Annotated in this window: 14 protein-coding genes, 1 tRNA gene and 1 pseudogene; 8 read left to right on the top strand and 8 right to left on the bottom strand. The window is 58.9% G+C overall.

The genetic code is table 11. From position 1 onward, the window contains the following. Nucleotides 1-118 precede the first annotated feature (118 nt). Entirely contained in the window at nt 119-2,803 is a 2,685-nt protein-coding gene (gene ppdK, locus NKH03_RS12780; RefSeq protein WP_352868723.1) for a pyruvate, phosphate dikinase, read from the bottom strand. Between the two features lie 248 nt (nt 2,804-3,051). Between ppdK and NKH03_RS12775 the strand changes: the two genes are divergently transcribed. The 3 genes from NKH03_RS12775 to NKH03_RS12765 all read left to right on the top strand — a co-directional run bounded on the left by NKH03_RS12775 (nt 3,052) and on the right by NKH03_RS12765 (nt 4,770). Further along, nucleotides 3,052-3,363, top strand: a complete 312-nt coding sequence (locus tag NKH03_RS12775; protein ID WP_352968643.1) for a VOC family protein — start codon at nt 3,052-3,054, stop codon at nt 3,361-3,363. A 128-nt stretch (nt 3,364-3,491) separates the two neighbouring features. After that, nucleotides 3,492-3,566 (top strand) — tRNA-Gln (locus tag NKH03_RS12770). Nucleotides 3,567-4,386: 820 nt separating this feature from the next. Then, on the top strand, nt 4,387-4,770 hold the full coding sequence (locus NKH03_RS12765; protein ID WP_352968626.1) for a DMT family transporter: 384 nt from the start codon (nt 4,387-4,389) through the stop codon (nt 4,768-4,770). Nucleotides 4,771-4,851: 81 nt separating this feature from the next. Here NKH03_RS12765 and NKH03_RS12760 read toward each other — a convergent pair whose 3' ends face one another. From NKH03_RS12760 to NKH03_RS12735, 6 genes are all read right to left on the bottom strand, one after another. Further along, nucleotides 4,852-5,598, bottom strand: a complete 747-nt coding sequence (locus NKH03_RS12760) for a WbqC family protein (protein WP_352968625.1) — start codon at nt 5,596-5,598, stop codon at nt 4,852-4,854. 118 nt (nt 5,599-5,716) lie between these two features. After that, on the bottom strand, nt 5,717-6,583 hold the full coding sequence (locus tag NKH03_RS12755; protein ID WP_352968624.1) for a class I SAM-dependent methyltransferase: 867 nt from the start codon (nt 6,581-6,583) through the stop codon (nt 5,717-5,719). A gap of 103 nt (nt 6,584-6,686) precedes the next feature. Continuing rightward, nucleotides 6,687-7,661, bottom strand: coding sequence for a glycoside hydrolase family protein (locus tag NKH03_RS12750; protein ID WP_352968623.1), 975 nt, complete (start codon nt 7,659-7,661; stop codon nt 6,687-6,689). Between the two features lie 213 nt (nt 7,662-7,874). Continuing rightward, nucleotides 7,875-8,540 carry an acetyltransferase gene (locus NKH03_RS12745; RefSeq protein WP_352968622.1) on the bottom strand — a complete coding sequence of 222 codons (666 nt, stop codon included), beginning with the start codon at nt 8,538-8,540 and terminating at the stop codon, nt 7,875-7,877. After that, a complete protein-coding gene (locus tag NKH03_RS12740) occupies nt 8,537-9,190 on the bottom strand; it encodes a class I SAM-dependent methyltransferase (protein WP_352968621.1) in 654 nt (217 codons plus the stop codon). Before NKH03_RS12740 ends, NKH03_RS12745 begins: the two co-directional genes overlap by 4 nt. 357 nt (nt 9,191-9,547) lie before the next feature. Beyond that, entirely contained in the window at nt 9,548-10,522 is a 975-nt protein-coding gene (locus NKH03_RS12735) for a glycosyltransferase family 2 protein (protein ID WP_352968620.1), read from the bottom strand. Between the two features lie 246 nt (nt 10,523-10,768). Here NKH03_RS12735 and rffA point away from each other — a divergent pair, with 246 nt between their 5' ends. After that, complete coding sequence (rffA, locus tag NKH03_RS12730; RefSeq protein ID WP_352968619.1) at nt 10,769-11,914, top strand: dTDP-4-amino-4,6-dideoxygalactose transaminase; 1,146 nt, start codon at nt 10,769-10,771, stop codon at nt 11,912-11,914. Between the two features lie 62 nt (nt 11,915-11,976). Here rffA and NKH03_RS35010 read toward each other — a convergent pair. After that, nucleotides 11,977-12,063 (bottom strand): annotated as a pseudogene (locus tag NKH03_RS35010) (IS5/IS1182 family transposase); the annotation flags it as partial. A 210-nt stretch (nt 12,064-12,273) separates the two neighbouring features. On the opposite strand from NKH03_RS35010, the gene NKH03_RS12725 reads away from it, so the two are divergent. The 4 genes from NKH03_RS12725 to NKH03_RS12710 all read left to right on the top strand — a co-directional run bounded on the left by NKH03_RS12725 (nt 12,274) and on the right by NKH03_RS12710 (nt 17,234). After that, nucleotides 12,274-13,377 carry a DegT/DnrJ/EryC1/StrS family aminotransferase gene (locus tag NKH03_RS12725; protein WP_352968618.1) on the top strand — a complete coding sequence of 368 codons (1,104 nt, stop codon included), beginning with the start codon at nt 12,274-12,276 and terminating at the stop codon, nt 13,375-13,377. Next, a complete protein-coding gene (locus NKH03_RS12720) occupies nt 13,377-14,318 on the top strand; it encodes a glycosyltransferase family 2 protein (protein ID WP_352968617.1) in 942 nt (313 codons plus the stop codon). Before NKH03_RS12725 ends, NKH03_RS12720 begins: the two co-directional genes overlap by 1 nt. Before the next feature lie 84 nt (nt 14,319-14,402). Then, nucleotides 14,403-15,113 carry a methyltransferase domain-containing protein gene (locus NKH03_RS12715; protein ID WP_352968616.1) on the top strand — a complete coding sequence of 237 codons (711 nt, stop codon included), beginning with the start codon at nt 14,403-14,405 and terminating at the stop codon, nt 15,111-15,113. Nucleotides 15,114-15,257: 144 nt separating this feature from the next. After that, the gene (locus NKH03_RS12710; protein WP_352968615.1) at nt 15,258-17,234 is read left to right on the top strand and encodes an acyltransferase family protein; all 1,977 of its coding nucleotides are present in this window, start codon (nt 15,258-15,260) and stop codon (nt 17,232-17,234) included. The last annotated feature ends 56 nt before the right edge of the window (nt 17,235-17,290 follow it).

Raw genomic sequence — 17,290 nt, 5'->3', positions numbered from 1 at the left:
GTAAGCTCGTCCGGGATAGATCTATCCGCGGCCTGACTTGGAGCAGTTCACCGTTTCTCGAAACGGTTGACGCAATTCCCTACGGGAAAGCGCTACGACCTTTCCCGGGAAAACCGTTTCACACTTTTCCTGGAATTGATCTAGCGACCAGCACCGCTGCCTGCGCGGCCGCCAGCCTTGCGATCGGCACGCGATAGGGCGAGCAGGATACGTAGTCGAGGCCGATCTCTTCGCAAAAGCGGATCGAGGCCGGGTCGCCGCCATGTTCGCCGCAGATGCCAAGCTTGATGTCGGGCCGCGTCGCCCTGCCCTTTTCGGCGGCCATGCGCACCAGTTCGCCGACGCCGTCGATGTCGAGCGAGACGAACGGATCCTGGTCGATTATGCCTTTCTGGCGGTAGGTTTCCAGGAACGAGGCCGCATCGTCGCGCGAAATACCGAATGTCGTCTGGGTCAGGTCGTTGGTGCCGAAGGAGAAGAACTCGGCGGACTGCGCGATGACATGGGCGCGGATCGCCGCACGCGGCAGTTCGATCATGGTGCCGGTGAGATAGTCGATCTTGACACCGGTTTCCTCCATGACGCTCTTGGCGACCGCATCGATGCGCGCCTTGACGTAGTCGAGTTCCTTCACCAGGCCGACCAGCGGCACCATGATCTCGGGGACCACAAGCGCGCCGGCCTTCTTGCCGGCCTCGACGGCCGCCTCGAAAATGGCGCGCGCCTGCATCTCGGCAATTTCGGGATAGGAGACGGCCAAGCGGCAACCGCGATGACCGAGCATCGGGTTGAACTCGTGCAGCGCCTCGGTGCGCTGCCTGAGCTTGTCCGGCGACACCTTCATGGCGGCGGCAACCTCGGCCACCTCTTCCTCGGTCTTCGGCAGGAATTCGTGCAGCGGCGGATCGAGCAGGCGGATCGTCACCGGCAGGCCGGCCATGATCTCGAACAGTTCGAGAAAATCCGAACGCTGCATCGGCAAAAGCTTGTCGAGTGCTGTGCGCCGGTCCTTTTCGGTGTCGGCCAGGATCATCTCGCGCATGGCGACGATGCGGTCGCCATCGAAGAACATGTGCTCGGTGCGGCAAAGGCCGATGCCTTCGGCGCCGAAGGAGCGCGCCATGCGCGCGTCGAGCGGCGTTTCGGCATTGGTGCGCACCTTCATCCGGCGCACCGCGTCCGCCCACTCCATGATGGCGGCGAAATCGCCGGAAAGTTCGGGCTGCAGCATCGGCACGGCGCCCTTCAGCACCTGGCCATTGCCGCCATCGATGGTGACGATATCGCCCTTGCGGAAGGTCGAGCCCATCGCCATCAGCGTGCCTGCCTTGTAGTCGACACGCAGCGAACCGGCGCCCGACACGCAAGGCTTGCCCATGCCGCGCGCCACCACCGCGGCGTGGCTGGTCATGCCGCCGCGCGTGGTCAGGATGCCTTCCGCCGCATGCATGCCGTGGATGTCCTCGGGGCTGGTTTCGATGCGCACCAGGATCGCCTTGCGGCCTTGCGACTTCAACTCCTCGGCGTCGCCCGAGGAAAAGACGATCTCGCCGGTGGCGGCACCGGGCGACGCCGGCAATCCGATGCCGATGACGTCACGCGCGGCCTTGGGATCGATGGTCGGATGCAGCAGCTGGTCGAGCGATGCCGGATCGATGCGGGCGACGGCTTCCTCTTTCGTGATCAGCCTGTCCCGCGCCATCTCGACGGCGATTTTCAGCGCCGCCTTGGCGGTGCGCTTGCCGGACCTTGTCTGCAGCATCCACAATTTGCCGCGCTCGATGGTGAATTCGAGATCCTGCATATCGCGGTAGTGCTTTTCCAGGCTGTCGGAGATGGTGACGAAGGACTGGAACGCGTCCGGCATCAGCTTCTGCAGCGATGGCTTGTCCGAGCCCGCCGCGATGCGCGCCGCCTCGGTGATGTTCTGCGGCGTGCGGATGCCGGCGACGACGTCCTCGCCCTGCGCGTTCACCAGGAACTCGCCATAGAGCATCTTCTCGCCGGTCGACGGGTTGCGGGTGAAGGCAACGCCAGTGGCTGACGTCTCGCCCATATTGCCGAACACCATGGCCTGGACATTGACCGCCGTGCCCCAGCTTTCGGGAATGTCGTGCAGGCGCCGATAGGTGATGGCGCGGTTGTTCATCCAGCTCGAGAAGACGGCGCCGATCGCGCCCCACAGCTGCTCATGCGGATCCTGCGGGAACGGCTTGCCGAGCTCTTCCTCGACCTTGGCCTTGTAGAGCGCGATGACGCCTTGCCATTCGAGCGCCGTCAGTTCGGTGTCGAGCTCATGCCCAAGTCCGCCCTTCTGGTCCTCCAGGATTTCCTCGAACACCTCATGGTCGAGGCCCATGACGACGTCGGAATACATCTGGATGAAGCGGCGGTAGCTGTCATAGGCAAAGCGCGCATCGCCGGAATCGGCTGCCAGCGCCTCCACCGTCTCGTCGTTCAGACCGAGATTGAGCACGGTGTCCATCATGCCGGGCATCGACGCGCGGGCGCCGGATCGCACCGAGACCAGCAGCAGTTTCGACGGGTCGCCGAACCGGCGGCCGGTCAGGTGTCCGATGTGATCGAGCGCAACCGCGACATCGGCTTCCAACCCGGCCGGATAGGTCCTGCCATTGGCATAATAGGCGTTGCAGACCTCCGTGGTGATGGTGAAGCCCGGCGGCACCGGCAGGCCCAGGCTGCACATCTCGGCCAGGTTGGCGCCCTTGCCGCCCAGCAGATTCCTGTCGCCGGCACGGCCTTCCGCCGCACCATCGCCAAAGGTGAAAACCCATTTGGTCATGCATTGCTCTCCGGTTGCAGGAGATTGGAAAGGTTGGCGAAACGGATAGCTCCGCCGGTCCGACCCTGGAGCGATATGATGCTGCAGTGCGAAAGGCAAGGCGTCGGCGAAGCCGCCCGGCTCCTACAATCGATTAAGCAAAAGCCCGGTCCGAGGATGCGTCAAAAAGACCTGGGCTTTTAGAGTAGAACATATGGGGGAACAAACAGGTGAGTCATGAAACTGTCTGGAAACTCGACTATCTGGAAATGCCGGCGACCGGCGGAACGCTGGACCGGCTCAAGGCCTTCTACAGCAATGCCTTTGCCTGGTCGTTCACCGACTATGGACCGACCTATTCGGCTTTTGCCGAAGGCCTGGACGGTGGCTTCCAGGCCGACGCCGGGGAAGCCCCCGCCAAGCCGCTACCCGTGCTTTACAGCCAGGATCTGGAAGATACGCTCGGTGCCGTCGAGAGCGCCGGCGGCATGATCGTCAAGCCGATCTTTTCATTCCCCGGCGGCCCGCGTTTCCACTTTGTCGATCCGGCCGGCAACGAGATGGCTGTGTGGTCCGAGTAGCCGCCGCATGTCGGCCGGCGGCGCTGCTTTGCCTGACCAAATTTGATCGTTCTGACTGTCGCTCATAAGGATTGTGCTTTTCGGCTGCTCTGCTAATAACGCGCCGCACCAGCGACTCTGACGGCAATTGGGGCGTCGCCAAGTGGTAAGGCATCGGTTTTTGGTACCGACATTCCCAGGTTCGAATCCTGGCGCCCCAGCCATTACAAATTTCAGCAATAAAATCAGAGACTTACGGCAATTTCAATTTTTTGATGCAGAGCATTCTAGGTCACCCGTTTAGGGATTTTTGAGTCTGCCTTCCATCCGTCGATCAAGCGCGCCACCGATTTCATCGAGCCAAACCCATTGGTCCGAGCTTGACCTCCTAGGCCACTCGCGATCGATCCTTGCACCTTGCCTCTTCGGCATCGCGCCTATTCTAAAGATTCTGATCTAGCAGAGAAGGACGCGGATCACTCCTCGCCCTTCGCATGTGTTTGTTCCCCATCGAGTAGACGTAGCCAGCGCGATCAATCCGCTGAGAGCAAAGCCTTCCTTAACCGCGCTGCCAATGTCATCCCACGCTTATTCGCGCTGCGTGTTACTCTTTTCTTCGCGTTGCGGGGAGTGTCATACATGCGTCGGATCGTTCTTTTACTCAGTGTTCTATTCTCGACGCTTGGTCTGGCTTCATCCAGCGCGGACGAGAAATGGCCGTCTATCATCTATTACGGTGAAAAGACTAATGAGCGGGTCGACGGACCGCTGTATTGGCAAGGCCAAGCCGGACTGCTTGCGCAAAAGCGCTTAAGCGGACAATGCAGCTCAGCGACGGGCTATGGTGCGATAAGCTCCGTGACGGGCAATCCCAGAACGACGCACGTGAGCGGCTACACCAAGGCCAACGGAACGCGAGTTGCGCCCTATTATAGAAGTCGGCGATGAGTCTTTTAGTTCGGTCTGGTTCATGATCCCATGGCGCGCCTGGGAAAAATAGGTTTCAACGCGACGCGCTTTGCGGGTGGGCCATGGAGAAGTAGCGTGGATAATCGTGCCGTCGGCATCGTTCTTATTCTTGTGGCTGTGGTGTCGCTCACCGCGGCTCAGATCGTCATCAAGTCGCGTCTGACCCAACACGGAGTGGTGCCATTCAGTTTCGAGAGGGGCTGGCCGTATCTGCTCGGCCTCCTCGCCGACTGGCGGGTCTGGATAGGCGGCCTCTGCCTGGTCGTCTCCAGCCTGCTTTGGTACGCCGCGATTTCCAGAATTCCGCTCTCGCTCGGGTTTCCGTTTGCGGCGTTGTCCTATCCTCTGGTCTTCGCCAGTTCGATCGTCTTCCTGCACGAACGATTTGGCTGGCAGACCCTTGCCGGCAATGGCCTGATTGTCGTCGGCGTGCTGCTGGCGGCGACCCAGACGCCGTAGCTCCCGGTTTTGGGCGCGCTCGGCGGGAGCGTGGGTGGAGTCGTTGGCCCAAAGCCGCCACATTCTTTGGGGCGACATGCATCAGGTGCGCGGAAGCGGCGCCTTCATGAAGTCGATCGCGTTGTCCCCGACATTGAACAGCAGGTCGATGACCGACACAGCCGGATCGAAGTTGCCGTGCAGTTGCGGATAGGCCGGATAGCCGGAGTAATCCATCCATTCCACCTGAACATTGGCAGCGTCGAACTTGTCCGTCTCGAGATAGGCTTTTGCCGCGGGACCGCTGAGGTAACGGGTGGCGCCAAGTTCAAGGCAGATGCCAAGCAGCCGGTCGGTCTTCGCGCCGCCGGCGGCGAGGTCGCGCGACTGCACGAACTGCGTATCGAAGCCCAGTTGCGACGTCAGGGCGGCAAGGAAATACAGGTTCAGTTCGCTGAGATGGGTGAAGGCGGCCGCGGCCTTGTAGAGCGCTTCAAGTTTCGGACCGAAGCTCTTGTAGTGAGGGGCACGCGCGTAGGCATTGTGGATCGACTGCCAGTGCTTGTTGAGGAACGGCAGCGGCAGCTGCATCGCGTCGATCGTCTGGAACGAGCCGTCGGCCTTTGAAACCGGCACGGTCAGCCATTTCGGACCATGCTGCGTCTTGATGAGGTTGCGGTTATGCCAGTGGCTCTTCTGGGGATATTGCACGTCGTCATACACGACGAAAATATCGACCGAGCCGATGATATCGAAATAACCCTTCCAGGGAATATAGGCCGATTGCAGGATGGCGATCCGCTTGTCGGAAACGCGCCGCGGATCGCCGGCCGCTTTTGACGCGGGCATCCCATGTTCTATCGTAACCATCGGGCATTGGTATATCGCGGCAGAGGGAGCAATCAAGGCACGATCTATGCTGCGCTCTGACTCGAACCGTCGGGAGTCGCGGTGGGCCAAGACCAGTTCAGGGTCGCCTTGCCACCACCAGGCGGGATCCGCCGGCTGGCAGGGTGAGCCCCGTCGCGAGAATCAGGCTTTCGAGCCCCATGACCGCCCGCAAGGATGCGTTGGCCGCCGATCCGATGCGCAACTCCCTGCCGGCGTCGAACTGTTGACTGGCGCTGTTGCGCAGCCGTGACAGGAACATCAGCGGCAATAGAAGCGAGACGAACGAGGTGCTGTAGACGATGTCGAGCCCGGCCCCTTCGATCTTTTCATGCAACTCCTTCATTTCATAGCGCCGGAAATGAAATGAATGCTTGTCGAGTTCGCTCCACAGCCTTTTGTGTTGCGGCACGGTAATGATCACGCCGCCTCCTGGCTTGACGGCATGTTTCAGATTGGCCAGCACCTGGACATCCTCGTCGATGTGCTCGATCACGTCGAAAGCCCCCACCACGTCGAATTCCGCGGCATAGGGTAGTCTTCTCGCGTCCATCTGAGCAAAGCTTGCCGACGGCACGCGGGCAGCGGCAAAAGCCAGGCCGGCCGTGAAGATTTCGGTTCCGACAAGCCGAACATCGGGAAATACACGCGCGATGCCGCTCAGGACGAATCCCGTTCCGCATCCGATCTCCAGGAACGACCGGAACTGCGGAAAAAACCGCTTCAGCGTCCGAGCGAGGATGGTATTGCGGGCCTCGAACCAGAAATTTCCGGCCTCGCTCGCGGCGAGCTCGGAAAAAAAGGTCTCCTGGAATCCCCCGCCTGCTTTTGCCATTTCAGGGGCCCATGCGGGGAAACCATCCTCGCTCGCAGGGAAAAAACCGCAGTTCGGACAGGCCGCGTCCGTGGATGCATGCTGCAGGTTGCAATGAGGGCAAATGATCATGTCTTCAATCTAGCGTTGGCACAGGAGCGACAGCCACCCGAAGCCGGACCCTTCCCGGAGGCAAAGGCTTTCTTCATGGCGTTTCCCGATTTCAGCTCCGTCATCATTCCAGGATGGCGACGCCGAACCCATCCCTCCCATAGCCATTGCCGTTGTAGAGCAGAAAGCTGGCCTCGGCAGCGTGCAGCAGACTGGCATAGCAGACCATCTCGGAATCCCATCCACTGGTGCTGGTGTCGAGCAGTGGCGCCATGTCGCGCTCCCAGTGAATCCCGTCGACAGATGTCGCGCGATATAGCCGGTAAGTTTCGCCTAAGCGCCTGGCACAATAGAGCATCTCGTAGCCGACGTCAGTCTTTTGGACAATCGGTCGGGCAATAGCGTGCTCGCCCTCATGGAAGGGCACACAGATGTGCTCGTCGGTCATCCACGTCATGCCGTCCCGACTTGTCGCGTGTTTGACGGTATAGTAGTGGATTGGTGCATTCTCCCCTTCTGGGTCGACATCCCATCGCAGGCCGGACACGTACCACATACGGAAAGTGCCATCTTCAACGAGCACCCAGGGCGCGCCAGCAAGCAGCGGATCGTAATGGTTCCGGCCAAGCACCGGCGCTTCGGATAGACGATCGAAATGAAGGCCTCCGTCGTGTGATTCCGCGATCCCAATAGAGAAAGTGAAAGGCACCGTGCGGGTGAGTGACCAGCCGGTGTAGTAGAGTAACAAGCGACCTTCATGACTAACGAGGCAACCGGGCATGGCGCCGGCGTCATCGAATGCCCCCGGCTGGCCAATACTAAGGGACGGACCATCTGAGCGAGCGATCGGGGTGAGTCCTTCGGCAGTCGCGGTGACCTCGACCCAGCCGCCTCGCGAGCGATTGCTGTCATCGCGACTTGCAAAATGAATGCGGTATTTTTCGTTGCCGAGCGTCTGGGCAAAGGGGTTCTGGCAATGCGACCGCTGCCAAGGAGAGCCGCTCGGCAAGCACAATAGCCCAGCGCGCTTGAAACGCCTTGCCGCCCCGATCACGTCAACGCCCAAAGCGGAGCTGGAATGGGCCGAATTGGGTTTCACGTTGGTCTCCTAGGTAAATCTGGGCTACCGCGTTGCTGCGCAATACCTTTGACGACATGCCCTGGCTGGTTCGATGCATCCCGAGATGCCGAAACAGATTCTGAACGGAGTGCCCGAGATGTGCTCGGCGACCGGCATGGAGGCGTGCGAGCACATCCATCCGATATGGCCTGTCGAGCAGAGCAGGCGGCTGAGTTCTCCCTTCACACCGCATCATATCCTTCTCAGCCGCGAGCTCGGCACTTTCGACCGCTCCGTTGCGCTGCCGAGATAAACACCGTCGGGCGCCGCATCTGCCAGAATTAACGCTCCCGCGCCGATTACGCACCTCTCGCCCACGCGGACATGATCGCGCAACGTCGCGTTGACACCCAAGAAGCAGGCCTCACCGATATCGACCCCGCCCGAGACCACAATATGCGAGGCAAGAAAGCAATGATCGGCAATGCGGGAGTGGTGCCCGATGTGATTGCCGCTCCATAGCGTGACGTTGTTGCCGATGGATGCAAAAGGTTGAACAACGTTGTGCTCGAGAATGAAGCAATTTTCTCCGATTTTGCCGTCGTTGAGGAGCGTGGCGTTGGAACTGATGTAACTGGCGAAATTATAACCCAACGCCTTGAGCGCCAGATATTTTTCGCGGCGAACCTCATTCAACTTGCTGTAGCTGAGCGCCACAAACGCCGTATGACTGTCCGGCGGATATTCCTGGGTCAACGACTCGAATGGCACGACAGGGAGCCCCGCCAGCCGGTCCTGGATCAGGAATGCACTGTCCACGGTAAACGCAGCGACATCGTACAATGAATCGCGGGTGAAATAGTAATGGGCAAGCTCAGCAATCTCGCTTGCTCCGAATATGACGATGGGCCGCTTCATGTTTTCCTGACCAGGATGGTAAATTCATAGAGACCGTAGTCGTGCAGCAGCGCCACGCGCTGCGAATATTTTTTCTTGCAGATGTCGAAAAGGTGCTTTGGATCCGCATAGAAGAGATCGGCTCTTCTCTTGTCTGGATCTGAATAGGAGGTAAGGCAATTGAAGGCGAAGCCACGTCGGCTGGTGTCATGGAGTACATCCAGCGTCGCCTCCAGATAAGCCACCCATTGGTCGTTCGGACGGGTAAGCCTGACGTTGAAGATGCCACTCGCAAAGCCGAAATCGGCAACCTGCATAGGCGCTGATCCTACCGCAAACTGCGCGTAGGAACGATCGCCAAAAAGTCTGACCGCTACTTCGATCATCTCTGCAGCAACATCGCAGCCGTTGTATCGTAAGCCGGGGAAGCGATCGGCGAGGAACGGCAGCAAGGCGCCGTAGCCACATCCCAGGTCGTTGACCATGAAGTCGCCCGGCAGGTCGATCAGCAATGCCAATTGCCTGAATCGAAGGATCTGACCTTCTTCGGTATTCCAATCCACACCCTTGGGGCTAGGACCGTGTGCCTGCACCTTGTCCGCATAGTAGCGGGCGACCTCAAGCAGCATTGCCCCGCTTTTGTCCATTGCCGGGGCGCCAATAGACGTCATGGGCATAACCATCGGTGGTTGTCGCTCGGAGAATCGCGTATCACAATCTATACTAAATGGACGAGGCCCCGGATGATACCGGTATTGAATTTTATTTCGCCCTCGACCACGCAGCCGGACGGCCCGGCGTTGCTGGGCGGGCCAGAGGAGTCCTCTCCCCTGATCGAGGGCATAGCGCAACTGCTCATTGATCCCCGTCAGGTTGCAGAGCTCCTCCCGAGGCCCGGGCCTATTACCGCGACTGGCAAGAGAAATAGGATCGTAGCATCGAGGTAAAGTTTGCCAGGCTCGTTGCGGACGAAAATGCCCTGCATGATGACGTCGACGGCTAATCGCTGACGCCATCCGAGCCCAGGATCACCGATCTTCCGACCAGGCATCATCATCGCGCTGTCCGTCGACGTCCATCGCAGCGCCGCGATGAATATCTCGAATTATCGTGTAGGGGCGACGTTTGGTTTCGGACAGTATGTTGGCGATGTAAACACTAAGAAGACCCAAGACGAGCATCGTCATGCCGCCGAAGAACCAGATAGAGATAATTATCGACGTAAATCCAGTCACTCCGATACCAAATACAATATATCTCATCAGATAGAAAGCGATTGCCATTATGGAAACAATTGAAATGGAAACTCCAAAATATAATATTAGATATAATATTTTGGTGGACGTCGTCATCAAATAGCGCACCGCCATTTGAAGGCGACGGCTAACCGAATAGGTCGTGGGGGATAGGGAGTGCTTGACGACAACCTGCGAATCCTGCCGGAAGCCGGTCAGCTGAAATAAATGAGCGATGATAAACTCGTGATCCTGATGGCTGACGAGCGCGGCAACGTAGGCGCGCGTCATGAGCCGCGCGATCACCAGATTGCGTGGCAGCTGGAAGTCGCTCAGCGCATCGTTGATTAAGAAGAACAAAGCGCCAGTCCATCTCTCAAAGGCGCCACCACGTCGAGATTGCTGGACCCCATAGACCACATCGAGCTGGTGTTCCGACATCTGGCCGGCAAAGGGCAGCAGCCACTCGGGCTCTTCCTCGAGATCGCAGTCGATGAGAAAGACCCGACCGCCTTTGGCATGGGCCAACCCGGTCATCATGGCCTTGTGGTGGCCGAAATTCCGTGACAGATCGATGATGGTCAGGTGTGGATCGACAGCGCTGCGCGCGAGCGCAAGGTCCAGACTGCGATCTGGCGAGCCATCGTTGACCAGGATGATCTCAAATTCATCGCCGACAAGGTGACGCGCGACGGCAGAGATCCGGTCGCAGAACTCATCGATGTGAGCCTCGGACTTGTAGAGTGTGGTGACGATGGAAAGCTTCATCAAGGAGCGGTGCCCACTATGCCATGTGTCTGGGATCGATGACTTTAAACTCGGAATGTTCTCGAAAACATCGCGCCGTCACTCTGCCCTCCTTGGTTCGAGGCTCGTTTGAATCTCGGAGCGACCCTGGTTGACTCGCCACTGGTGGAAGCTTGACCCTTCGAGTATAGCGATACTTCGTTCCCCCGAAACTGGAGCACCGCCGTTCCTGGCAGAATCGCGGGCCATCCTTCAAACTCGGTTTTGATGACCACCAAATCACTCCCCATCGGATTCAACCGTCCCCACCTGACTGGTCGCGAGATGCTTTACATCAGCGAGGCCAGAGCGGCCAAGCATTTGTCTGGTGATGGCGGTTTTACCAAGCGCTGCAATGCCTGGCTTGAGGAGCATCTCGGGTGCGCCAAGGCATTGTTGACCCATTCATGCACGGCGGCGCTTGAGATGTCCGCTCTCCTTCTGGACATCACGGCCGGTGATGAGGTCATCATGCCGTCATACACGTTCGCGTCGACGGCGAATGCGTTTGTGTTGCGGGGCGCCCAGCCGGTCTTCGTCGACATCCGCGAAGATACCCTCAACATCGACGAGCGGCTGGTCGAGGATGCGATAACGCCGCGAACGCGGGCGATCGTGGTCGTCCACTATGCCGGGGTGGGTTGCGAAATGGACGCCATACTTGATATCGCGCGCCGGCACGGTTTGAAAGTAGTCGAGGATGCCGCCCAGGGTGTGATGGCGCGCTACAAGGGCCGTCCGCTCGGCGGCATCGGCGATCTGGGAGCGCTGAGCTTTCATGAAACCAAAAATCTTATTTCCGGCGAAGGCGGTGCTCTGCTGGTCAACGACGGTCGACTTGGACAGCGGGCTGAGATCATCCGTGAAAAGGGCACCGACCGAACCCAGTTTTTCCGCGGCGAGGTCGATAAATACACCTGGCAGGAGGTCGGCTCGTCCTATCTGCCCAGCGACCTGCTGGCGGCCTTTCTCTACGCCCAACTGGAGGATGCGGAATCGATCACCGCCGAGCGGTTGCGCATCTGGAACCGCTACCATGAGTTGTTGGCGCCACTCGAGCGCACCGGGCAGTTACGCCGACCTGTCATTCCCGCCGAGTGCGAACACAATGCCCATCTCTACTACGTGTTGATGCCTCAGGGAGTGGATCGGCATGGTGTGCTCGCAAACTTCCGGCAAAACGGCATTGCAGCCATTTTCCATTACGTTCCGCTGCACATATCGCCCGCGGGGCGACGCTACTGCCGCATTCACGGCGATCTGCGGGTAACGACGCAATCCGCGGAACGCGTGATCAGATTGCCGCTCTGGCATGGCCTCGATATCGCCGCCCAGGAACGTGTGGCAGCGGTTCTGGGCACCATTCACAACTGAGGAATCTGCATGCTTTAAGAGCTTTTGATGCGTCGCCTGAGGAACATGACGGCTGCGGCCTCGCGCGGCCGTCGCGTCTTCGCTGCCACAGGCATCAGCGGTGCGATCAATTCCATTCCGCATCGGTCATGATCGGTTTCGTATCGCAGGTCTTCCCAGTGGGGCTTCGTAGATTTCCGGCTGTTTGCATTCGATGAAGTCCTGTGGAGGGCGAATCAGCCTGCATGGCTGTCAATGCAGACAAAGTTCGTTTGAATTCTGTGCTCGAATAAGCCAAGAACGCAGCTGCGAAATCAGTTGCAACTTGGCGAGTCTAGCGCGCCCAAAGGTGACATTTGCCCTCCAACGCGTCCATTCCGATGAACGATCTCAGCCGGCTGTTCGCAGCGCATCAGCCGGCGGTCGAGGCAGCGGCCTTAAAGACATTGCGCTCCGGCTGGTGGCTCAACGGACCGAGGATGAAGTCTTTCGCCGACCGTTTCGCTGAGTATCTCGACGTTTCAATTTGCATCCCGGTGGCCAACGGCACGGATGCGCTTGAACTGGCGCTGCGCGCCGTCTCGCATCACTGCAGACCGGGCGCTGAGATCGTAACCGTCGCCAATGCCGGCGGTTATACCACCACGGCTTGTCGACAGGTCGGCTTGGAACCAGTGTACGCCGATATTGAGGTCAGCAGCCAACTGCTGGCCATCGAATCGGCTGTCGCCGGGTTGAGCGAACACACTGCCGCGGTGGTGGCAACCCACCTCTATGGCAACACAGTAGACGTGCCAGCCTTGCGATCGGCGATGGATGCGGCCGGCTACAAACATGTGGCGATCATCGAAGACTGCGCGCAGTCGCATGGAGCAAGCATCGGCGCGAAAATGGCGGGCGCGTTAGGCGATCTTGCAACCTTCAGCTTTTATCCGACCAAGAATCTCGGCGCGATGGGGGATGGCGGCGCGGTCGCGACCAACGATCCGACACTCGCCGATACCATCAGGCGGCTACAGCAATATGGTTGGCGCACGAAATACGAGATCAGTCTCGCCGGCGGCCGCAACTCGCGCATGGATGAGATCCAGGCGGCGATTTTGGAGACCATGCTGCCGCATCTCGACGCACAAAACGCCGAACGTCAGCAAATCCTTGACCGCTACAGCCTTGTGGCGAAGGAACAGGTGCGTTTCATCGCCCGCCGTGACGGTTCAATCGTCCATCTTGCCGTTGCGCTGTGTGCGGATCGCCAAGGCTTCCGCAAGTTCCTTACGGAACGCAACATCGCTTCGGACATCCATTATCCCATTCTCGACCCCGATCAGGCGGGCTGGTCCGGCCTGCCGATGCGGGAGTCATCGTCTGGACTGAAAGCGTCGCGCGACAGCGTCGCTCGTATCTTGTCACTGCCCTGTTTTCCTGGGATGACGGAGGGCGAGGTCGATCGCGTCTGTTCGGCGATCGTCGATTGGAAAGCCTGATGACCACCCATTCGCTCGTGATCCCGGTCTACCGCAATGCCGAGAACATCCCAAGCCTTGCCGCAGCTCTAGATGGCCTCAACGCAAAACTCGGCGGCGATCTCGAAGTCGTCTTCGTCGTCGACGGGTCTCCGGACCGGTCCGGACAGCTCTTGGTCGAGCTTGCGTCTAAAACCCCCTATACTTGCAAGGTGGTGTTCCACAGCCGCAACTTCGGCTCGTTCGCAGCGATCCGCACCGGCATGGAGAAGGCATCGGGAAAATACATCGCAGCGATGGCCGCCGACCTTCAGGAACCACCCGAACTCGTCCTCGAGTTCTTCCGGATTCTGGCCGCCGATCGTGCCGACATCGCGTTCGGCAAGCGCGAGGGCCGCAATGACCCGGCGCTGACGCGGTTCTTGTCCAATACGTTCTGGAGCACCTACCGGGCCTTTGTGCTGCCTGATATGCCGAAAGGCGGCGTGGACGTCTTTGCCTGCAACCGGCGGGTTCTGGATGCCGTGTTGGCGATCGAAGAACCCAACAGTTCGCTGGTGGCGCAGCTGTTCTGGGTCGGCTTTCGCCGTGAATTCGTTGCCTATGCGCGCAAACCGCGCCTGCACGGCAAAAGCGCGTGGAATTTTTCGCGTCGATTTCGTTACATGATGGACAGCGTACTTTCCTTCTCTGATCTGCCCATCATGCTGGTTCTTTGGCTGGGAGCCATCGGCTGCGCGATAAGTCTGGTCATGGGTGTGGTAACGCTTATTGCGCGCATTACCGGCTATATCAGCCAGGCCGGCTATGCGACACAGATTGTGCTGACCTTGTTCCTCGGGTCGCTTATTCTGACTGTGCAGGGCATTCTCGGTCTCTACATCTGGCGCACGGCGGAAAACACCAAACGGCGGCCACTGCGCATCATCAGCCACATCGTTTCGGGAGGCAGAGGATCATGAGGGGTCGTGCGCGCTTCGGGATGCGCGCAGTTGTACCTCGTGGTAACGTAAAGTGAGCGGCCCTCCGTTTTTTAGGACTCTTGAATGACCTTCTGTTCGATCTGCGGCAGTATCGACTTCCAAGACAGGAGCGTTCTCTGGCCTGAACTCATCTCGGAATGGAGGCTTTCGCCGGAGGAGGTACGCTATGTGGATTTGCAGCAAGGTCGGACCTGTCTCGGATGCGGCGGGAACCTTCGTTCTATTGCCTTGGGCCGGGCACTGATTTCTGTATGGGGCGCCGGGCCGGTCCTCGCCGAATTCACTTGCAGCAATCGGGCGGCAGGGCTTTCGTTGCTCGATCTGAACGGGGCCGCCGGCCTCTCTGATACGCTCCGGGGAATGTCAGGATACCGGTCTGCCAGCTACCCGAAAGAGGACATGCAGGCTTTGAGCTTCCCGGAATCTAGCTTCGACGTGGTGGTTCATTCCGACACGCTGGAGCACGTGCCAGATCCGACGGTTGGCCTAAGAGAATGCCTGCGAGTTTTGAAACCGGGTGGCAGCCTCTGCTTTACCGTTCCCATTATCGTCGGACGCATGACCCAAAGACGTGACAACCTCCCGCCCAGTTATCACGGTGATCCAACGCAGACCGGCGAAGACTGGCGAGTTTATACCGAGTACGGCGCCGACGTCTGGTGCGGGGTGATCGAGGCAGGTTTCGAGGGAGTCAGTCTAATCGCGGTCGAGTACCCGGCTGCGATTGCTCTCACCGCTAAACGCTCGTCCCGTGTTGGCCGCCAAGCGCCATAAGTTCCTGGCAACGTTGCGGCAATGTGCCAGGGATTCCTTTCAGGCCAGAGTGTGATAGCCGGCGCTGGCAGATTGGGTGGGCTTGCCGCATGGTCAGTCCTTCCGCCCTCGCGGGCAGGTTGGTGATGTGTAGGATCTCGGATAATGGTGGGCAGCGGCCGTCGATGGCCTACAGATACGGTAGCTACCCCATTCTCAATTTTGGTTCAGAGAACAGCACAGCGCACGTCACGGCCGACTGCGATCCAGTATAGAGGCGACATAGACGGGCTGCGCGCCGCCGCAGTGATCTTGGTCTTAGGCTTTCACGCCTTCCCGCATTTTGTTCCCGGTGGGTTCATCGGCGTTGACGTGTTTTTCGTTATCTCCGGCTTTCTGATCACTTCGATCATTGTCAGCGACACGTTCACGTACAAGCATTTCTACGCGAACCGGGTGCGCCGAATATTCCCAGCACTTGCGTTGGTGCTGGCATTTGCTTTTGCCATGGGGTGGATGTTACTAGACCCCGAAGAGATGACAAGGCTGAGCAAGTCGATTGTCGCCTCGTCGATCTTCATCCCGAATTTCCAGTTCTGGAGTGAGGCGGGATATTTTGATGCCGCAGCGGAAACAAAGCCGCTGCTCCATCTCTGGTCGTTAGGTGTCGAAGAGCAGTTCTATCTTGTGTGGCCGCTGTTTTTAGGGGTGCTGATCAGGTTCAAGCATCCCATTTTGGCGGCTCTTATCCTTGTCACGCTGGTGTCTTTCGCGGTCGGCTTTTTGTTGTCCTTCCGAGATCCTACCGCCGCATTCTATGCCCCTTGGGCAAGAGCCTGGGAGCTTTCGCTGGGCGGAGTTCTAGCGGCACTTAATCTTCGCTATGGCCACCTTGGCAACGACGTTGCGGGTTATAGAACCGCCATTGTCGGGGTCACTGCGGTCCTGGCGATCTCAGCGGCGGCATTGTGGTCCGGCTCAACGTCTCCACTTCCACACCTTGTTGCATCTGGTGGGGCAGCAGCGCTGATTTGGGCCGGACCGAGAGGGATCGTCGGCCGACTGCTTGGCGGCAAAGTCTTGGTCGCCGTTGGGCTGATTAGCTACCCGCTATATCTGTGGCACTGGCCGATCCTAGTCTTCGCAAGGCTGCACAATGGCGGCTCGATTTCGGCCGCGCAAACCCTCACCTGCTTGGCAGGAAGTTTTTTCCTGGCAGCAGCCAGTTACTGGTTGATCGAACGGCCGATCCGATTCGGGACCTGGAACAGATGGAGCGTTGTTCCCTTGGTGGGCGCCATTGTCCTCTTGGGGACAGTGAGCTTCGCGGGAGTTTCCACGCAGGGGTTTGCGCTGAGATTTCCGGAGGAAGTTCGCGACGTTCTCGCCTACGGCCACTACGAATATGCAAAAGAAGGTCGAGCCCTGGATTGCTGGATCAGGACTGGAGACCCATTCGAAGCCTTCAATTCGAAGTGTTTTCTCAAGTCTCCGACAGCCGGCGGGAAAACAGTGATTGTATGGGGAGACTCCCATGCCGCGCGGCTCTACGCTGGGATGAGGCCGACGCTTTCGAGCGACATCGACATCGCCCAATTCACTAAAGATAGCTGTCCACCTCTACTGAATTTCGCTGGACCATGTGGCGAAAGCAACCGCGCCGTCCTAGACGAAATCCGACACGGTCACCCGGATACGGTCGTGCTGTTCGCGGCTTGGGGATTCTATGGCGACTGGAAAGAAGGCACACAACTCGATGGCGACCTGGCAGCGACAATAGCAGGGATAAAGGCTGCTGGGCCCGCTAGGATCGTGGTCGTCGGTCCCGCGCCTCGCTGGTCGGATGCATTGCCTAAACTCGTATATTACGCCTGGCTGAACGGCGGAAAGGAATTGCCCGACCGTCTCAGCGGTGGATTTAGCCCGGATACCTTTGCCACGAACAACCGGATATCCGCCATCGCCAAAGCGGCTGACGCCGATTATGTTTCGCTCGTCGATTTGCTTTGCAAGGATGCTGGCTGTTTGACCCATGTCCCGGGAAATCTGAGCAAGCTCACGTCTTGGGATTACGGCCATCTCACCACTGACGGTGCGGCCCTGGTCACAAAATACCTGGTTGAACGACAGCTATTGCCCTGACTGCCACCCGAAACTTGGCCCGCTTCTCGGGAACTGATCCGAGCACCTCTCATGTC

Source organism: Mesorhizobium sp. M1406 (assembly GCF_040317555.1).
Classification (GTDB): Bacteria; Pseudomonadota; Alphaproteobacteria; order Rhizobiales; family Rhizobiaceae; genus Mesorhizobium.
The sequence above is the reverse complement of the archived record's forward strand: the minus strand, read 5'-3'. Positions and strand labels throughout refer to the sequence as shown.

What these genes read in the sequence shown, in the direction of transcription:
- ppdK (WP_352868723.1), bottom strand. Translation starts at nt 2,803, where the DNA reads ATGACCAAATGGGTTTTCACCTTTGGCGATGGTGCGGCGGAAGGCCGT.
- NKH03_RS12775 (WP_352968643.1), top strand. Translation starts at nt 3,052, where the DNA reads ATGCCGGCGACCGGCGGAACGCTGGACCGGCTCAAGGCCTTCTACAGC.
- NKH03_RS12760 (WP_352968625.1), bottom strand. Translation starts at nt 5,598, where the DNA reads ATGCCCGCGTCAAAAGCGGCCGGCGATCCGCGGCGCGTTTCCGACAAG.
- NKH03_RS12755 (WP_352968624.1), bottom strand. Translation starts at nt 6,583, where the DNA reads ATGATCATTTGCCCTCATTGCAACCTGCAGCATGCATCCACGGACGCG.
- NKH03_RS12745 (WP_352968622.1), bottom strand. Translation starts at nt 8,540, where the DNA reads ATGAAGCGGCCCATCGTCATATTCGGAGCAAGCGAGATTGCTGAGCTT.
- NKH03_RS12740 (WP_352968621.1), bottom strand. Translation starts at nt 9,190, where the DNA reads ATGACGTCTATTGGCGCCCCGGCAATGGACAAAAGCGGGGCAATGCTG.
- NKH03_RS12735 (WP_352968620.1), bottom strand. Translation starts at nt 10,522, where the DNA reads ATGAAGCTTTCCATCGTCACCACACTCTACAAGTCCGAGGCTCACATC.
- rffA (WP_352968619.1), top strand. Translation starts at nt 10,769, where the DNA reads ATGACCACCAAATCACTCCCCATCGGATTCAACCGTCCCCACCTGACT.
- NKH03_RS12725 (WP_352968618.1), top strand. Translation starts at nt 12,274, where the DNA reads ATGAACGATCTCAGCCGGCTGTTCGCAGCGCATCAGCCGGCGGTCGAG.
- NKH03_RS12720 (WP_352968617.1), top strand. Translation starts at nt 13,377, where the DNA reads ATGACCACCCATTCGCTCGTGATCCCGGTCTACCGCAATGCCGAGAAC.
- NKH03_RS12715 (WP_352968616.1), top strand. Translation starts at nt 14,403, where the DNA reads ATGACCTTCTGTTCGATCTGCGGCAGTATCGACTTCCAAGACAGGAGC.
- NKH03_RS12710 (WP_352968615.1), top strand. Translation starts at nt 15,258, where the DNA reads ATGGTGGGCAGCGGCCGTCGATGGCCTACAGATACGGTAGCTACCCCA.